The organism is Exiguobacterium sp. Leaf187 (assembly GCF_001423925.1).
GTDB classification, from domain to species: domain Bacteria; phylum Bacillota; class Bacilli; order Exiguobacteriales; family Exiguobacteriaceae; genus Exiguobacterium_A; species Exiguobacterium_A indicum.
The window spans coordinates 631,557-647,656 of the sequence record NZ_LMPR01000009.1 but is presented as its reverse complement, the minus strand read 5'-3'; the positions used below and the strand labels follow the sequence as shown (position 1 = coordinate 647,656).

Below are 16,100 nucleotides of genomic sequence, written 5' to 3'. Positions count from 1 at the left end.
TCGCTGCAAAGGAGAAAAAAGATGAACCTCATGCTAATCGGAGGCGGTCAACTGGTTGCTCCGTCTCATCAATTCATCAATTGGCATGTCGTTCAACTGACGAAACACGCACCACATATCGTCTTCCTGCCGACGGCAAGTCGAGATGAATTGCTATACCAACAACAATTTCGAGATACATATGAAGCAATTGGAGCGATTGTCTCGATCGTCACGCTGTTTGACGACGAACAATCCATGGCGACGCAACGACGACTAATAGAAAATGCCGACATTCTTTATGTCGGTGGTGGCAATTATCCGTTACTCGTCAAGACTTTTGCTGTAAAAGGCATGGATGTATTGCTTGAACAAGCCATCAAGCGTGGAACGTGGTACGTCGGTGTCAGTGCTGGAGCGATCTATGCGATGGAATACGGGATCCGTACGAGTGAGGACGGAACGGACTATTGTCTGGATATGGGGCAAGGATGGCTGAGCGGTTGTCTCTGTCCGCATTTAAACCAGGAAAAACGGGCAACCCGTTTTCAGGAACACCTGCCTCAAATGGATCACGCCATTGGATTACCTGCCATTGGATTACCTGATGATACGGCATATATTCTTTCTGGGACAGATCACTATCGAGTAGGAGAAGGGCATGCGTTGTATGGACGTTACATTAAGTGAACGTTAGCGTCTCAAATTCTTGGAGTGTCATCTTCTTCGATAGTCGTTTCGGATTCGGTAAGTGACAGATGAATTCTAGATTATTGCCATCCGGATCATTGAAATGCAGTTTGGCATGGCGTAATCCGTATGTGTCATCACGAAGGGCTCATCTGGTCCAAATCCAAATGCAGCGCGTGGTTCGATTTGACGCTCGCGCAGCCAACCCGGAGCATTTCGTAAAAAGTCGATATCAACAGTTAAAGCGATGTTTCGGATGGAAGGATGATACGGTGTGTTCGTATGCTCGCTAATCCAAACTCCATTCCAACTTTTTCCGGGTTCAATCCATAAAAATGCGATTCGATCGTCAACGGTATGATCAAAGGTTAATCCGAGTGATTCGTAAAACTCAATCGATCGATGTAAATCAGATACCGGTAGATGCGCTTCATATAGTGAGAACGTCATCGAACGAGTTCTCCTGCAGCACGATGTTCGAGCACGCTTGACATATGATCGGTCGCCCATTGTTTCATCATCAGGACGAGCGGACGAAGTGTCTCACCGAGCGGGGTAAGCGAATACTCGACACGAGGAGGCACTTCTGCGTATGTCACGCGATGGATCAGCCCATCGTGCTCGAGTTCTCGCAGTTGTAAGGTCAAGATACGCGGACTGATGGATTCAGAGGTCTTCAACAGTTCTGAAAAGCGAAGCGGACCGTCAAGTAGTTGATAGAGTAAGATGGCTTTCCATTTTCCACCGATCACTTCGACCGTCGCTGCCGTCGCGCAAGAATAGGTATTTAGAAACACACAACTGTCTTCGATTGGCATGTGGATTGTCTCCTTTAGTTACATGATTGATAGTATGTCACTTCAAAGTGCGTACTTGTTGCTTGCTAGGAAGCGGCATACACTTCAGATGTCACTATCATACGAAATGGGGCTATAACATGTTAACTAAAACGACTACCGATTTACGAAAACAACAGATTCTCGAGGCATTCGCCTTCCGTCACGCGACAAAACGATTTGCGGACAAACAGATTCCGGAAGATGATTTTGCTTTCATCCTCGAAACGGGACGTCTTTCCCCGTCATCGTTTGGCTACGAACCGTGGCGTTTTCTCGTCATTCAGGATGAGTCGCTTCGTGCGCGGCTTGCACCGTTTGCGTGGGGCGCTGCCGGACAACTTGAGACAGCGAGCCACTTCGTCATCCTCTTGGCTCGAAATGAACAGGACATGCATTTTGACGCGCCTTACATCAACCATATGATGCAGGACGTGATCGGATTAACGCCTGAAGCACAGAAAGGTCGTCATTCATTTTATCGTCAGTTCCAAGAATCCGACTTCGATCTTGTGTCATCAAAGCGTGCCATGCGGGATTGGTCGGCAAAACAAACATACATTGCGCTCGGTAACATGATGACCAGTGCGGCACAAATCGGGATTGATTCGTGTCCAATCGAAGGGTTCGACCAACAAGCTATCGAACAGCTGTTACGTGATGAAGGACACTTGACGGATAATCTGAATGTCGCCGTCATGGTCGCGTTCGGTTATCGAAATGCAGCACCTGCGCATCCGCAAACACGCCAATCCCTCGTTGATCTCGTTGAATGGGTCTAACATTCAAGCTATTTTAAAAACCATGTGATTCATCGCATCTGAGTCGATTTTTTCTTCGACTCAGTTTTTTTAGTTTGTTACACATCAAGTTCATATAAATAGTAGTCAAAACAGTTGACGAACAAAAATCGGGATGGTATATTTATCTCGAATTAAAGATATATGAATTAAAGATACAAAAGAGGTGAACGAAATGACTCCACCGAATCCGAACTTGAAAGCATTGACGGTCATGGTGCGCGCAGTCGATGCGTTACATGAAGTCATCAAGAAGGATGTTGCGCAATGGGGATTGAACCCGACGGATTTTTCGGTTCTTGAGTTGCTGTTTCACAGAGGCAGGCAACCGATTCAATTGATTGGGAAAAAAGTCTTGATCACGAGCAGTAGCATCACCTATGTCATCGATAAGCTCGAAAAGAAGAATTACGTTGTCCGAAAAGCATGTCCAGAGGATCGGCGTGTGACATTTGCGGAACTGACCTCTGAAGGACACCAACTGATGGAAGCTATTTTTCCAAAGCACGAGCAAGCGATTAATCAAGTATTTCAAGGAATAGCCCCGTCAGACCTCGAATCATTCATCGAGACAGCCAAAACGATCGGCTATCAAGCAAAAAAACAATAAAATTTTTTAGACTGATATCTCGAATTCGAGATAATAACCATTAAAGGAGCGATTTTTCATGAATGAACTAAAAGGAATCCACCACGTGACGGCGATTACGAGCAGTGCCGAGAAAAACTATGACTTCTTTACGAACGTCCTAGGGATGCGATTGGTCAAGAAGACCGTTAATCAGGATGACATCCAGACGTATCACTTATTCTTCGCCGATGATAAAGGATCTGCAGGCACGGATATGACATTCTTTGATTTCCCTGGTATCCAAAAGGGATCACACGGAACGAATGAAATCTTCAAGACGGCGTTCCGTGTCCCAACGGATGCGGCACTCGAATACTGGATCAAACGCTTTGACAAATACGACGTCAAGCACCGTGGTATCAAAGAACAATTCGGCAAGAAGACGCTCTCGTTCGTCGATTTCGATGAGCAACAATACATGTTGATTTCTGACGAGCATAATCAAGGTGTCGCTTCCGGCACACCGTGGCAAAATGGTCCGGTACCTCTCGAGTTCGCGATCACGGGACTCGGTCCAATTCACATCCGGATCGCGGAATTCGACAATTTAAAAGCGGTACTCGAACAAGCGATGTTGATGCGAGAAGTCGATCAAGCTGGTTCCCTGCACTTGTTCGAGATGGGCGAAGGAGGAAACGGCGCACAAGTCATCGTTGAGCACAACGTCGTTCTACCAAGCGGACGTCAAGGATTCGGAACGGTGCACCACGTCGCTTTCCGCGTTGAAGATACGGCTGCCTTACAGGAATGGATCGAGTGGATGCAACAACTACGCTTCAACACGTCCGGTTACGTCGATCGCTTCTTCTTCGAGTCCCTCTATGCCCGTGTCGCGCGCGGTGTCTTGTTCGAATGGGCAACGGATGGTCCTGGTTTCATGGGTGACGAGCCGTACGAAACGGTCGGGGAGAAATTGTCGTTACCACCATTCCTCGAGCCGCAACGAGAACAGATCGAACAAATGGTCCGTCCGATCGATACGGTCCGGAGCACTCGGAAAATCGAAAAAGAATACCTTTAAGAGAACGCTACGATAACGTAACTAATCGCATCTAAATAAGAGGAGGAAATGAAGATGGAGAAATTAAACATTGGCATCATCTTAGGGTCAACACGTGAAGGACGTCTCAGCCCACAAGTCGGGAACTGGGTCAAACAACTGGCTGATCAACGAGGTGACGCGAACTATACGATTCTTGATATCGCGGACTACAAATTACCGCTCCTAGGTGAAAAGGATGGGGATGCGTCGGGTGCTGCTGCTTGGTCGAAGGATGTCGCAGCACAAGACGGATTCGTCTTCATCGTTCAGGAATACAACCACTCAATCGCAGCGTCACTCAAGAACGCGCTCGATTATCTACGGGTCGAATGGAACAATAAAGCAGCAGGGATCGTCTCTTACGGTTCTGTCGGTGGAGCTCGGGCGGCAGAACACTTGCGTGGCATCCTCGGTGAGTTATTGATTGCCGATGTCCGGGTGCATCCAGCGTTATCCTTGTTCACTGATTTCGAGAATGGATCGGTCTTAAAAGCGGCAGCCGTTCAAGAAACATCGGTCAACCAGATGCTCGATCAAGTCATTCCGTGGGCAACGGCATTAAAAACGATTCGCTAATTCGTGATTGATCAGAAAACCCCCTCATTTCGCTGAAATGAGGGGGTTTTCTATCGTTGTCATGTACAACACGACGTGACGCGGCGCAGATCCTTTTCTTGAATGTAAAGCGTGTGTTGGCGGACTTTATAAGGAATGTCAGCCGCTTGAAGACGTTCGAGATAGTGACCCGTCGGAGCGACCGTCCATTTCACATATGTTGTTGCGGCATTCGGTGAAGCAAGACAGATGAGTAGCAAAAGCGGAAGGATCCATTTTCGAATCTTCAATCGTATACCTCCTTCATTATTTCAAATACTGTATTAATGATTTTATTGTTTAAATCAAAAACTAAAAATCACGACTCACGTCAACAAAAAATAACTGACCATCAAGCCGACCAACAGACCACTAAAAGCAAGTCGATAGACGGGTGAACGATGGGTTCCTTTATTTCGTTTGACTTGAAAGACGATGAAATAGGTCACACTGGTCACCATGACGAGGATCGCCAGTGTACTGAGTAAAGTAGACATCAGCATTCCTCCTTATCGTAAGATTTTAGCTAACGCTTTTCCTTTCGCCAACTCATCGACGAGTTTGTCGAGAATCCGGATGTTACGAATGTGCGGATCCGTTAGATTTTCCACACGAATCCCGCAGATGACGCCAGTGACTAAAAATCGGCGTTCGTTCAGGTCGGGTGCGTGCTCGAAAAAGGCTGCGACAGTTTGGGTTTGTATGGCTTGTTCAAGAGTTGATTGCGTGTGTCCGGTCAACCAGAACAGCACGTCATCAAGCTCGTCTTGCGTCCGTTGCTTGCGCTCGACTTTTTGACGGTATACCTGATACAGCTGCTGCATCGGCATTTGAAATACTTTTTCGTAACTCATCTGAATCGCCTCCTTTCATGGTAACATATGGGAAAAGGTCTTGTGTCAAGGATTTTAAGTCGGTTTGGAGGTGCAGGATGAAATGAGACGTCGAATCATTGGAATGACTTTCATGACGTGCCTAGTACTATTTTTAGGCGTCGTAGGTGTAAAACTATCGTATCAGGCATTGATCGATCCGCCGATTGATCAATCGACAGGAAACTGGGTATATATTCCGGACAAGATTTTACCGACTAAAAAAGTCATCTATGTGAAAGAAGAACACATCATCAAACAACCGGATTCTTCCAAAAGCGGGCACGAAGGATATCGGAAGGAACCTAAAAAGAAAAAAACGATTGAGCTTGGGAAAGGTTTCTTGACAGATACGATTAATCAAATTGCACGTATAGCTCCTTGGATGGTCGCTTTAGTCATCATCTACCTGAATCGTCGACAACGATTCAACCGCATGCAGTGGTCATTTCCACCAAGGCATCAACCAAAACGAACCGCTCTATCGCTAACGCTAACGCCTGAAGTCCAGTCCTCATCAGAAGAACGCATTCTTGATTCAAAAATTCGTGAAGCGGTGCGCGCTTTCAATCGGTCACTTACTCCAGCGCAACAACGGCGGACATATGAGACGCTGACGGAGTGGTTTATACGTTTAGAGGTCTCGGTTCCGCAAGAGATGTATCAGCTCGTTCGGTATGCTGATATTCCGGAGCAGACACTCGATTCCTCTCGACGGACTGTTTTCCTTGAACAGCTTGAGCAAACTCAGACACGGCTTGTGTAATCAGCCGTGTCTTTTTTGGTGTCCGCGATACTTGTTAAGGGCGAGCATATTTAAGAGGAACAGTGCTGCACCATAAAGGAATAGTCCGAGCCAGTACGGCCAGATGCTCGACCACCCGTTGCCGTAGACGAGTACTTCCTTGATCGCGCTCGCTCCGTAGAAAATCGGGGTGATATATCCGATATTACCGAGTCCGTACGGGATTAAGTCGAGTGGAATCAAACCCGAGAAGAAGATTTGCGGAATGATCGTAAAGGGAATCAACTGGACGACCTGAAGCTCAGACTGGGCAAAAATCGAAATCGTTGCCCCGAACAAGACCGCGACGACGGCAAGTCCAAGCATCGTCAGGAAGACCCAGATGATTGAACCTTCAGACGGTAAGTCGAGAACGGTCGTCGCGTACAGGACGACAAGAATCGCCTGGATGGAGGCGAAGACGCTATAACCGAGCGTATAGCCGAAGATGACGTCGGTTTGGCGAATCGGTGTCATCATCAACCGCTCGAGCGTGCCACCACTGCGTTCCTTGACGAGTGCCATTGCCGACAAGATGAAGACGAAGAAGAACGAGAACAAGGATAAAAAGACGAAACCGAGCGCATCAAACGTCGATTGATCGACATTTCCGTACAGATAGTTCGTCTCGAGTTGCATTGTCGGCTGAAAGGTCGCCAGTCCAGCTTGAATCTCGCGTAACGCTTTGGAACTTTTCGTTGAAGGTTCGCGAAGGTTCAACGCTAGTTGATTGTCTTTCAAATCTAAGACGACGTCGACTGTTTCATGATCCTTGAGATAGGCGTCCGCATCGCTGCCGTTATATGTTTTAAGCGACAGATCCTGTTTTTCGATCGCTTGAGAGACTGGAGCCGGTACATCTTGACTGATGGCGACGACAGGCGTGTAATCATCGTTTCCAAGTAGGAAATAGATCAAGGTGAAGATTAATAATGGAGCAAGTAAAATGAGTCCGACACTTCGTTTATCGTTCAACGTTTGACGGATGACCCGTCGTGCGAGTTGCCACATCACGTCACGTCCTTTCCAGCGAGCAGGAATAGTTCCTCGACCTGACCGTTTTCAGTCTGTGCGAGCAAACGGTCGAGCGGATCGTAGGCGATGATTCGACCGTTATAGATCAGTGCCGCCCGGTCACATTCATTGATTTCATCCATGACGTGGGTCGAGACGACAATCGTCGTACCTTGCGCACGAATCGCTTGGAATTGATTCCAAATCTGGCGGCGTAACACGGGATCAATCCCGACGGTCGGCTCATCCAGGAATAAGACCGTCGGACGATGCAAGATTGAGGTGGCGAGGGACAATCGTTTCTTCATCCCACCGGAATAATGGCGAACGAGCTTTTTTTGATCATTCGTTAAATCGACGAGTGTCAAGACCTCCTCGATGCGTTTTGCTAAATCCTGACGGGACATGTTGTATAAGGAACCGAAAAATTGCAGGTTCGCAAGCCCCGATAAATCCTCGTATAAGGCATCATTTTGTGGCATGAAACCGATCTGCGATAACATCTTGAAGCTTGGCATCGAAGTGTCACCGATCTGAATCGAACCTGCGTCTGCCTGGATCGCACCAATCATCAAACGAATCAACGTCGTCTTACCAGAACCTGACGGACCGAGCAAGCCACAAATCTCACCGGACGGAATCAAAAGATCAATCTGTTGGAGGACGGTCTGCTGATGAAACGATTTCGATACACCGTGTAGTCGTAAATCCATCCTATTTCCCTCCTTTTATAAAATAATTATTGAACAACGTGTTGATTAATTTCATTATAAAAGGGAGAGAAATTGGGAGCAATGACCAGTTGACGTCCATCTGTCGCTTAAGCGACACATTCCGACAAACTGTTGAAGAAAGAGGCGATTTCGATGAAAAAACAGGATTTACGCGTTATTCGGACCGACCGGAGGATTCGTGAGACGTTCCTTCAGCTGATCGACGAAGTTGGATTTGACGCCGTGACAATTAAGTTGTTGACGAATCGGGCGGAAGTCAACCGCGGGACGTTCTACCATCATTACGCGGATAAATACGAACTGTTCGAGCGGATGACGAATGAGATTTTTGAAAAGATTGAAGCGACGTTTGAACGGGAGATTCCGTTCGTCCTGATCAACAAAACAGAGGACTCACCGTACCGACGCATCATTCCGTTTCTGACGTTTCTTTATGAACACCGAACGCTGATGCGAATCTTACTCAGTCCGACGAGTGACGGGATGTTTCGGAAGCGGGTCCGTGATTACATGCAACAGATTCTGTTCTCGGGACTACCGGAACAAGGAGAACGGCTCGTTCCAGAAAATTATCTCATTGCCTATCTCTCAGCCGCTCATCTCGGTGTCATCGAATCCTGGTTGAGCCATCCAAACGAGACATCACCGGAAGAGATTGCCCGGATCATATTTACGATTTCGATGGAAGGTCCGTTTCGAGCGGCAGGGTTTCGGCGATGAGTATTGAGCAAGTCTTAGAAAAAGTCGTCGCGTGTTTGCAGCAAGAACGGATTCAGTTTGGGATCGGTGGTTCATTATTGTTACACCACCATGGACTGCCTGTCACTCCTCTCGACATTGATCTCGTCGTCGCATTAGCGGACGCCGAACGAGCAGTCCAACTGTTGGCGGACATGGGGACTGTCGTCGAACAAGACAAGACGTCACTTTATGCGACGGAAGTGTTCCAGGAATTTATCATCGAAGGAATCGATCTCGATTTGATGAGCGGACTGCAGGTACACCATGACGAGGGTGTGTTCGTCTATCCGTTTGATGAACAATCGATCGATTCAGCGAAACTTCCGTTCATGGCACTCGTCGATTGGTACGTCATCTATCAACTGATTCCGGGGCGGGAACAAAAGGTCGCGATGATTGAACAGTATCTCACGAAACAGGAAGTGGACCATGAGCGACTGGAACAGCTGAGACGACTCGTTCTTCCAAAAGCAATAAGGAATCGGATAGATCAATGGCTGAACTAACTCATAAGTCGCGCAATAAAACGACTTCGTTCGTTGCCGGTAAGTAAGCATGAACGGAGTCGAGTAGTCCGCAGAGGACGTACTGATCGAGCGCCTGGTCGAAGACATAATATGGCTTTAATGTCAGATAAGGCATGAGTGCGTCACGTATGGCTTCTTTGGGCACGCTATTAGGCAACGGTTGTGACGAGTCATGGTAGAGCGCGATAATCGACTCGTTATCAACGATTAGGCTGACTTCATAAGTTTCTTCAATCAGGAGAATCGTCAAACGACGTTTATGAGCGAGATTTGGGTCGTCACGAGTCCGGCGTACTTTCACGTTAATGAATGGAAAATCCCGATAGATTTCCTGAATCGTCCACGCTCCTGACTCCTCAGGATACTCCGCAGCGATGAGGTCTACAGCAATTGACTTACAAGTCATCAATGTCCCATCGGTCAACGGTCGGTAATCCGGGTGTGGCGTTTGAGCTTCGGCATCGCGTGCCGTGACGGCGTCTCTCAGCTTAATCAATTTGCGCGTGTAGGAGAACGTAGATGGTTTGTCCCATGTCACGATCTCGTTCATGGCAACGGACGAAGTGTCTGGATCACTAAAGGGATACGTGAGCGAGTCGTTTTGAGAAACAAAGATTTCCTCGATTGTATGCGCCTGTATTCGTTGTTGATCACCAGGAGCTGAAAAGAACCGTATCTGTTCTGTAATGATCGGTGTGATTTGAACAGGTGACAGTGAAAACGATTCAGTCGGATACTTGTTGCTCAGGGCGGGGGTTCCATACACACTGAAAAAATCAAGCGCTCCGTCGTCCGTCAATTCAAGCGAAATGAAAAAACCAGGGAAGAGGCGAATTCCGTTTTGGCAGCTGACATACTGATACAGCGAATCTTGGTGCTTCAGTAACATGAACTCCTGGTCGAACGTCATTCCTAACTCTTGCTCTAGCCAGGAAGTCTGTGTGTCTGAATCACGCAAGTCCTCTGGAAGAGAATAAATTGTGACATCACCATGTTTGTTGATTGATGTCGTTCGTCGTGTAACTGTATCGACTTGGATCTCAATCGTACCGTCTGGATAACTCTCGTCTTCAGACCATGGACCGTGATTGATGGGGAACCAACATGTCTCAAACGAATACTGCGTTTCACCATGAAATTTTTCGCGGTGATAGAAGGATTCATGTAAAACATAATCGTTCAGTTGATATTTATCTTGAATATGGGAGATTAAATCTTTCGTTAATGGATGCAACTCGTTCACTCCTTCGTATCTATCTTCACTTTATAGATTGCGCAATAAAACGACTTCATTTGTTGCCGGTAAGTAAGCATGATTTGAATCAAGCAAGCCACAAAGAACGTATTGACCTTTTGAAGCGGCAAACACATAACGCGGCGTGAGTAAAAGGTACGGACGTAATGCGTTGAAGATGATGTCTTGCTGCTCATCCTCGAGCTCCGGTGCGCTAACGGAATCGAACACGGTATGGAGTTCCTGATCGTCGGTCAAGCTAATCCAGTGAAGCGTCTTTTCGTCAAGGAAAATCGTGACGCGCCGATGCTGATCAACATAGGACGTCGGATGCGCGCGTGACAATGTGACAGCAAGGTAGGGATGTTGCCGGTAGATGTGACGAATCATCCATTGTCCTGAATCGGCAGGGTACTCGCTTTGAATGATGTCTTTAATCACGATGCGACAAGCGTTCACCGTCTCTTGCTGGATTGGACGAAAATCAGGATGTTCGGTCTGCGTGATCACGTCATTTGCCGTCACGGTTTCTCCAGACTGATACGGATACCGTTCATGCATCTTTGACGGTAAACCTGTCCAAGATAACACATCATTCACTTCGATAGACGACGTGAAATCCAGTTTACTAGGCACAAGGCTTGATCCTTCTTGCGTCACGATCGTCTCGACGACAGTATGCGCGTATTGATGTCCTGGTTTTGTATAGGAGAACCACTTTATTTGTTGTTTAGCTAGCGAGTCGATGTCCTCGAGCGTTAAAGTGAAAGGTTCCTGATTCACACGATGATCAAGCGGATGAGGACCATATAGGAACAACTCATCGAGCTGACCGTTTTCCGTTAACGTCAGATGAATGAAACAACCGGGAGACAGCCGAATCCCTTCGTGACAACTCACATAACTGAAAAAAGTGTCGTTTTCTTCTTCGAGCATAAAATGCGTACCATGGATCATGTCGGTCTCTGATTCGAGCCAAGCGATCCGAGTGGTTGGATCACGTAAATCGTCAGGCACGGAATGGAGATAGGTCGGACCGTGTAAGGATAACGTCGTCGTTCGTTTCGTGACAGGTTCAATTGTAATCTGCACGGTTCCTTTAGGAAGCATCACGCCATCCTCTTCCTCGATGATCGATGTACCAGAGGGAATCCAAAACGTTTCAAAAGAGTAAACGGTTTGGTCGTTCAGTTTGTGTCGATCGTAGTACGATTCATGGAGTATATAATTGGTTAACCGATATTTCTCGAGCATGTATTCAGTTAGCTGTTTTGTTAGGGCATGCAAGCCGTTCACTCCTTTTTTTTGTATGTCCTCCGTGTCGTCAACTAAGGTTGGAATGACGAAGTCAGGTAAGGTTTGGAATAAGCGATCGGCTGTCTCGAAAAACGGTTGATTTGAAACAACATTCACGACATCTGCATCGTAGCTGAACGCAAAGATAGACATGTTTTCCTGCATGGAGACGATGACCGTTTTTTCTGGTCTCCCGGAGTAGTAGTGCGTTCGGTATTCAATCCGGAAGACATTTGGTTTGGTCGACCAGATGACAAGATCATTCCAACTCACGTGGGAATGTAAGTAAGAATACAGGTGTTGAAAATCGGTAACATGCTGCAGCTCAACGACGATGAAATGTTTGTCCGCAAGTGGTGTTAAATCATTATATGTAATCGAACAAAAGCGACATAACGCTTCAAACTCTTCTTCGTCATAACGATTCACCTCTACACAGACGAATAGTGGGAAAGCTTGTAATCGATGAAACCACTGCTCAAGAAATGAACTTTCAAACGAGGAGGATTCATCGTCTGGATTCGTAAAGATGCTAAAAGCTGACATGTAGTCTTGTTCGATGACGAAGCGCAGATTATCAGGGTCTGAAAAATCATTTAGAATCAATTGAAGATCATCATCGTAATGATAAGGCATGTACTCAAATGTTAATTGCAACATGTTCACCTCTGTTTCGTACGTTCAGTGTAACGTGAATCCCTTCATAAGGAAGGGTAATTGAAAATTATTACATAATTGTAAGAGTTCAAAATATAGTGAATGCATTATTATAGTAGAATAAATACAGAGAACTATTGAAATATAGGAGGAAACAAAATTGTCAGATTTTAATCTAGCTATGAACGTGTTATTCGGAAGTGTCCATATCATCTTCATAGCGATGGCTGTTCCATAGATCATCTACGCGCTTTATCTATTACGAAAAATTGCTAATAAATGATTGCAGGGATTTATTGGTAATAAAAAGAAGATAGTTAAAGTACCTACGCATTATTTAAAGGAGGCGATAACATGTCATTTTGGACATGGTTTGCAATCTTATTTGTGTTATCGGTTAGTGTCTACGCATCTTCTCAACCAAAACGTTCGAAGAAATAACAAAGGCGCTACTTCCGATTGTGGAAGCGCGCCTTTTTGTTTGTTTAGTTTTGCGTATCGAGCCAAGCGATCGCGTCCGTCAAGTCGTCGGCAATATAGTCGACGTTTGCTTGTTCCACCCGGTCAGCGTAATCACGAATGGAGCTCTCCCCGGCACCGGTTCGGACTAAGATTTTGATACACCCGGCGTGCGCAGCTGCCACCATATCACTCCATCGGTCCCCGATGACGACACATTGATCGAGTCGGAGATTGTGTTTTACTTGTGCTTGCCATAATAAATTTGGTGATGGTTTGCGACAGGTGCAGTGATCTTCCGCTGCATGCGGACAAATCAGCGTATCATCAAAGCCGAAGCCCTGTAATTCTGTTTGAAAATCTTCTTCACGCGCGAATCCTTTTGAGATACCAGGTTGATTCGTAAACGCAATCAGTAAAATCCCATGATAACGTAAGCGTTCGATTAGCGAAGGAACGTAAGGAAATAACGCAAACGTTCCAGGGTAGTGGACGGTGGCATCTCCGCCAATCGTTCCGTCTCGGTCAAGAAATATTGCTTGAATAGAATCCATGTGTACAACTCCTTAGTTTAGGAAGCATCTTTTAGTTCTTGGTATGGTTGCACACGTGCTGCTAGTTGTGCTGGCATGAAAGCTGCGATGACACCGAACAGAATCGGTAGGGCAAGCGATACGGCTATCAATAACGGTTCATTCCACGGAACAAGATCGTATAGTGTATAAATTGTCGTGTAAGCGATTAAAAGTCCGCCGATACCGGAAAAGAAACCGATAAAGAAACCTTCAAGGACGATCAATTGACGGATCGCGCCGTTCGTCCAGCCGAGTGCTTTTAAGACGGCGAGTGAGGCGCGGCGATCGGTGACGTTTTGCCACATAATCTCTCCGGTCGTCAAAATAGCGATCGTGATCGCAACACCCATCGTCACGTAATGCATCGGACCGACTTGCAAGGCAACGAATTGACCGAGCCACGATGTGTAAAGAACACCCTGTAAATGGAACGTCACGAATAAGAAGAACGTCAGCAGTGCCGTCGGTAGAGCAATCGAGAGGACCGACAAACTGTTTCGTTTCCATTTCCCAATCAATTCCTTCAGTGCGAGTGTCACCGTCGAACGAAGTTTCAGCCCGACACGAGCTGCTTTCGCGTATTCACCGGTCTTGATTGCTTCATACGGCGAGATCCGGCGAATCGTCCACGCTGACCAGATTGCACCAGCCAGGTAGATGAAGAGGCTGAACAGCGCGATCCAAAGAAGACTCCAGCCGTTCATCGCTTCATTACGGACATATGAGAAGATGCTTTCGACGATCAATGCAATCGTTGAGACGAATCCGGCGAGGATCACCGCTTCGATCAAGACGATTTTGTAGAGGTCCTTCGTCCGCCAGCCAAGTGCCAGTAAAACAGCGAACTCTTTCCGGCGGGCGAGCATCGAGACATAACTCGTCGCGAGGACATAGACGACGGCGACGGCGAGCATCGCAAAGATGACACCTGAGAACCCGACGCTCGTCTCACGGAAGATCGTGATCGCAGCACCGATGTGGATCCATGGTTGTTCGATCCAACCGAGCGTCTTCCCGTCATCGACAACCTTCGTAACGACGGGTTGAGGAGAGGAACCTTTGGTGATCGTAGCGATAAGACCAGTCTCTCGTTCGATTTCCGACTTGATACGTTGTAAGGTTTTATCTGATTGTTCACCGACAGAAGAAGCACCCTTTACTTTTAACCGGATCGATGAAATCGATTGATCGCCCATCACCTTTTGGACACTATCGACTGTCGTAAGAACGTTTGGAGAGTTCGTCAACAGACCAATTGGATTCCCGGTCGTGTTGATCGGTTGGGCAGGATTGACTGGTTCATTTTTTGAGTCAAGTACGATACTCGCAGCCGATGGTCGATAGGTCTCCATTGGTAATTCGTTCAATGGATCTTTGGAGACATTGATCTTGTTCGGATCATACAAACCGACGACATTAAACGTCAGATAAGGATTCATTGACTTAAAAGTAGATCCATCCGATTTTTTCATTTTTATTTCATAAGAATCTACCGTCCGGAAGCCACGCTTCGGAAGATAAGAGGATGGTAATATAGCATTTTTGAATGCAGTAGGTGCTGTGTGTACTTCATAAGCATTCTCCCATCGTGTAGGGAACGGACTCTTCACCGTTTGATAAGTCAATGAGCCTGTCTGGGCGACGAGTTGAGCGTTAGTATTTGCTTCCGAATGCGGAAGTACCTTAGTTTTTTGACCGAGTAGGGAATCAAAAAAAGCGCTCTCGACTTTAGAAGCATCGACTTTAATGTCTTGGATGATCTTTCGTTTTTCTTGATCGAGAGGTTGAGGAGCGTTCGATTGAGCTAGTCGTTGATATAATGTGTCGCGTGCTTGTTTCGTTTTCAGATCGACGTTAACTTGTTCTAACTTAAATTGACTATATCCCGTATTGAAGGATTTTGGATTAATCAATACCGGGATATTGAATTCATTGGAACTCTTCTTGCTGGCTGAGGGGACATCCTCCTGGTTGAAGTAACGAAACTTCTTTTGATTCAGGATGCTCTTATCCAAACCGACGAGTTGCGCTTCCGCCTCCGGATCGATTCCGACGATAAGACTATAGGTAAAGGGTTGTATGGATGAAAAACCTTTCGGATCTTGAAGATGGATCAATCGCGTATTCGGAGGAACGAGCGGCTCTTCCATAGTTGAAAAGTAGGCACCATCCTGTGCGATGAGTTCTTTCGAAAATCCACCAGCACCATAATGTGAATTACTCAGTCGATAAATACCAGGCTTGTCTGGAAAGTGAATTTGATTTGGAATCGAGATGCCGATATTGGCGTACCCCATGACAGCAACCGGGGCTGCGATATCAATCGCATTCATTTGTTTGATTTGTTGATACTGTTTGAATGAAATCCCTCCGTTAATCCCATTCAGATAATTCGGTTCGAGTAACTTACTCGACTCGGTCGACATCTGACTGCCTTTCGGTCGCACGACGATATCATACGCAGACGACCATTTCTTTTGTAACGTCTGTTCGACCGTTCCTTGACTGGAATCGGTCAAGTTGAACATCAAACTGAGCCCGGCACTGATGATCAGCGCGCCGACAAGCGTCAGGATGAATTTCCCACGCTGCCGGCGCCATTGATTTAAGACAAAACGGAACATCGTCATTCCTC

Annotated in this window: 19 protein-coding genes; 8 read left to right on the top strand and 11 right to left on the bottom strand. The window is 46.6% G+C overall.

Annotated elements, in window-relative coordinates; translation table 11 throughout:
• Positions 1 to 21 precede the first annotated feature (21 nt).
• Positions 22 to 669 carry a Type 1 glutamine amidotransferase-like domain-containing protein gene (locus ASF99_RS07580; RefSeq protein WP_055968280.1) on the top strand — a complete coding sequence of 216 codons (648 nt, stop codon included), beginning with the start codon at positions 22 to 24 and terminating at the stop codon, positions 667 to 669.
• A gap of 75 nt (positions 670 to 744) precedes the next feature.
• On the opposite strand, the gene ASF99_RS07575 is transcribed toward ASF99_RS07580, so the two are convergent.
• Both ASF99_RS07575 and ASF99_RS07570 read right to left on the bottom strand, forming a co-directional pair.
• Positions 745 to 1,119, bottom strand: coding sequence for a VOC family protein (locus ASF99_RS07575; protein ID WP_235515885.1), 375 nt, complete (start codon positions 1,117 to 1,119; stop codon positions 745 to 747).
• Positions 1,116 to 1,487 carry a winged helix-turn-helix transcriptional regulator gene (locus ASF99_RS07570; RefSeq protein WP_035397181.1) on the bottom strand — a complete coding sequence of 124 codons (372 nt, stop codon included), beginning with the start codon at positions 1,485 to 1,487 and terminating at the stop codon, positions 1,116 to 1,118. Before ASF99_RS07570 ends, ASF99_RS07575 begins: the two co-directional genes overlap by 4 nt.
• A gap of 119 nt (positions 1,488 to 1,606) precedes the next feature.
• On the opposite strand from ASF99_RS07570, the gene ASF99_RS07565 reads away from it, so the two are divergent.
• From ASF99_RS07565 to ASF99_RS07550, 4 genes are all read left to right on the top strand, one after another.
• Complete coding sequence (locus ASF99_RS07565; RefSeq protein ID WP_055968278.1) at positions 1,607 to 2,287, top strand: NAD(P)H-dependent oxidoreductase; 681 nt, start codon at positions 1,607 to 1,609, stop codon at positions 2,285 to 2,287.
• Between the two features lie 193 nt (positions 2,288 to 2,480).
• Complete coding sequence (locus ASF99_RS07560; RefSeq protein WP_055968276.1) at positions 2,481 to 2,915, top strand: MarR family winged helix-turn-helix transcriptional regulator; 435 nt, start codon at positions 2,481 to 2,483, stop codon at positions 2,913 to 2,915.
• Positions 2,916 to 2,973: 58 nt separating this feature from the next.
• Positions 2,974 to 3,957, top strand: coding sequence for a ring-cleaving dioxygenase (locus tag ASF99_RS07555; protein WP_055968274.1), 984 nt, complete (start codon positions 2,974 to 2,976; stop codon positions 3,955 to 3,957).
• Between the two features lie 54 nt (positions 3,958 to 4,011).
• Positions 4,012 to 4,554: an NADPH-dependent FMN reductase gene (locus ASF99_RS07550; RefSeq protein ID WP_050678013.1), complete on the top strand. Its 543-nt coding sequence runs from the start codon at positions 4,012 to 4,014 to the stop codon at positions 4,552 to 4,554.
• A gap of 59 nt (positions 4,555 to 4,613) precedes the next feature.
• On the opposite strand, the gene ASF99_RS07545 is transcribed toward ASF99_RS07550, so the two are convergent.
• The 3 genes from ASF99_RS07545 to ASF99_RS07540 all read right to left on the bottom strand — a co-directional run bounded on the left by ASF99_RS07545 (position 4,614) and on the right by ASF99_RS07540 (position 5,426).
• Complete coding sequence (locus ASF99_RS07545; protein WP_029341800.1) at positions 4,614 to 4,823, bottom strand: hypothetical protein; 210 nt, start codon at positions 4,821 to 4,823, stop codon at positions 4,614 to 4,616.
• A 75-nt stretch (positions 4,824 to 4,898) separates the two neighbouring features.
• On the bottom strand, positions 4,899 to 5,069 hold the full coding sequence (locus tag ASF99_RS17240; protein ID WP_156357201.1) for a hypothetical protein: 171 nt from the start codon (positions 5,067 to 5,069) through the stop codon (positions 4,899 to 4,901).
• A gap of 12 nt (positions 5,070 to 5,081) precedes the next feature.
• Positions 5,082 to 5,426: a DUF2200 domain-containing protein gene (locus ASF99_RS07540; RefSeq protein WP_050678012.1), complete on the bottom strand. Its 345-nt coding sequence runs from the start codon at positions 5,424 to 5,426 to the stop codon at positions 5,082 to 5,084.
• A gap of 82 nt (positions 5,427 to 5,508) precedes the next feature.
• Here ASF99_RS07540 and ASF99_RS07535 point away from each other — a divergent pair, with 82 nt between their 5' ends.
• Positions 5,509 to 6,210: a hypothetical protein gene (locus tag ASF99_RS07535; protein WP_055968272.1), complete on the top strand. Its 702-nt coding sequence runs from the start codon at positions 5,509 to 5,511 to the stop codon at positions 6,208 to 6,210.
• On the opposite strand, the gene ASF99_RS07530 is transcribed toward ASF99_RS07535, so the two are convergent.
• Both ASF99_RS07530 and ASF99_RS07525 read right to left on the bottom strand, forming a co-directional pair.
• Positions 6,211 to 7,239: an ABC transporter permease gene (locus ASF99_RS07530; RefSeq protein ID WP_055968270.1), complete on the bottom strand. Its 1,029-nt coding sequence runs from the start codon at positions 7,237 to 7,239 to the stop codon at positions 6,211 to 6,213. It abuts the gene before it with no gap.
• Positions 7,239 to 7,955, bottom strand: a complete 717-nt coding sequence (locus tag ASF99_RS07525; protein WP_055968268.1) for an ABC transporter ATP-binding protein — start codon at positions 7,953 to 7,955, stop codon at positions 7,239 to 7,241. The genes ASF99_RS07530 and ASF99_RS07525 overlap by 1 nt, the downstream gene beginning before the upstream one ends.
• Before the next feature lie 153 nt (positions 7,956 to 8,108).
• Between ASF99_RS07525 and ASF99_RS07520 the strand changes: the two genes are divergently transcribed.
• The gene (locus ASF99_RS07520) at positions 8,109 to 8,696 is read left to right on the top strand and encodes a TetR/AcrR family transcriptional regulator (protein ID WP_055968266.1); all 588 of its coding nucleotides are present in this window, start codon (positions 8,109 to 8,111) and stop codon (positions 8,694 to 8,696) included.
• Complete coding sequence (locus ASF99_RS07515; protein WP_055968264.1) at positions 8,693 to 9,223, top strand: hypothetical protein; 531 nt, start codon at positions 8,693 to 8,695, stop codon at positions 9,221 to 9,223. The genes ASF99_RS07520 and ASF99_RS07515 overlap by 4 nt, the downstream gene beginning before the upstream one ends.
• A gap of 1 nt (position 9,224) precedes the next feature.
• Here the strand turns inward: ASF99_RS07515 and ASF99_RS07510 are convergent, their stop codons facing one another.
• The 4 genes from ASF99_RS07510 to ASF99_RS07495 all read right to left on the bottom strand — a co-directional run bounded on the left by ASF99_RS07510 (position 9,225) and on the right by ASF99_RS07495 (position 16,089).
• On the bottom strand, positions 9,225 to 10,478 hold the full coding sequence (locus tag ASF99_RS07510) for a hypothetical protein (protein ID WP_055968262.1): 1,254 nt from the start codon (positions 10,476 to 10,478) through the stop codon (positions 9,225 to 9,227).
• A 30-nt stretch (positions 10,479 to 10,508) separates the two neighbouring features.
• Complete coding sequence (locus ASF99_RS07505; RefSeq protein ID WP_055968260.1) at positions 10,509 to 12,434, bottom strand: hypothetical protein; 1,926 nt, start codon at positions 12,432 to 12,434, stop codon at positions 10,509 to 10,511.
• A gap of 482 nt (positions 12,435 to 12,916) precedes the next feature.
• Positions 12,917 to 13,444: an HAD-IIIA family hydrolase gene (locus ASF99_RS07500; protein WP_023468405.1), complete on the bottom strand. Its 528-nt coding sequence runs from the start codon at positions 13,442 to 13,444 to the stop codon at positions 12,917 to 12,919.
• Between the two features lie 17 nt (positions 13,445 to 13,461).
• Positions 13,462 to 16,089, bottom strand: a complete 2,628-nt coding sequence (locus tag ASF99_RS07495; RefSeq protein WP_055968258.1) for an ABC transporter permease — start codon at positions 16,087 to 16,089, stop codon at positions 13,462 to 13,464.
• Positions 16,090 to 16,100: the final 11 nt, after the last annotated feature.

Bases quoted from the DNA above. Each gene is read 5' to 3' on its own strand.
- ASF99_RS17240 (WP_156357201.1), bottom strand. From the start codon at position 5,069: ATGTCTACTTTACTCAGTACACTGGCGATCCTCGTCATGGTGACCAGT.
- ASF99_RS07530 (WP_055968270.1), bottom strand. From the start codon at position 7,239: ATGTGGCAACTCGCACGACGGGTCATCCGTCAAACGTTGAACGATAAA.
- ASF99_RS07495 (WP_055968258.1), bottom strand. From the start codon at position 16,089: ATGTTCCGTTTTGTCTTAAATCAATGGCGCCGGCAGCGTGGGAAATTC.
- ASF99_RS07555 (WP_055968274.1), top strand. From the start codon at position 2,974: ATGAATGAACTAAAAGGAATCCACCACGTGACGGCGATTACGAGCAGT.
- ASF99_RS07505 (WP_055968260.1), bottom strand. From the start codon at position 12,434: ATGTTGCAATTAACATTTGAGTACATGCCTTATCATTACGATGATGAT.
- ASF99_RS07580 (WP_055968280.1), top strand. From the start codon at position 22: ATGAACCTCATGCTAATCGGAGGCGGTCAACTGGTTGCTCCGTCTCAT.
- ASF99_RS07535 (WP_055968272.1), top strand. From the start codon at position 5,509: ATGAGACGTCGAATCATTGGAATGACTTTCATGACGTGCCTAGTACTA.
- ASF99_RS07540 (WP_050678012.1), bottom strand. From the start codon at position 5,426: ATGAGTTACGAAAAAGTATTTCAAATGCCGATGCAGCAGCTGTATCAG.
- ASF99_RS07515 (WP_055968264.1), top strand. From the start codon at position 8,693: ATGAGTATTGAGCAAGTCTTAGAAAAAGTCGTCGCGTGTTTGCAGCAA.
- ASF99_RS07570 (WP_035397181.1), bottom strand. From the start codon at position 1,487: ATGCCAATCGAAGACAGTTGTGTGTTTCTAAATACCTATTCTTGCGCG.
- ASF99_RS07525 (WP_055968268.1), bottom strand. From the start codon at position 7,955: ATGGATTTACGACTACACGGTGTATCGAAATCGTTTCATCAGCAGACC.
- ASF99_RS07575 (WP_235515885.1), bottom strand. From the start codon at position 1,119: ATGACGTTCTCACTATATGAAGCGCATCTACCGGTATCTGATTTACAT.
- ASF99_RS07565 (WP_055968278.1), top strand. From the start codon at position 1,607: ATGTTAACTAAAACGACTACCGATTTACGAAAACAACAGATTCTCGAG.
- ASF99_RS07500 (WP_023468405.1), bottom strand. From the start codon at position 13,444: ATGGATTCTATTCAAGCAATATTTCTTGACCGAGACGGAACGATTGGC.
- ASF99_RS07560 (WP_055968276.1), top strand. From the start codon at position 2,481: ATGACTCCACCGAATCCGAACTTGAAAGCATTGACGGTCATGGTGCGC.
- ASF99_RS07550 (WP_050678013.1), top strand. From the start codon at position 4,012: ATGGAGAAATTAAACATTGGCATCATCTTAGGGTCAACACGTGAAGGA.
- ASF99_RS07520 (WP_055968266.1), top strand. From the start codon at position 8,109: ATGAAAAAACAGGATTTACGCGTTATTCGGACCGACCGGAGGATTCGT.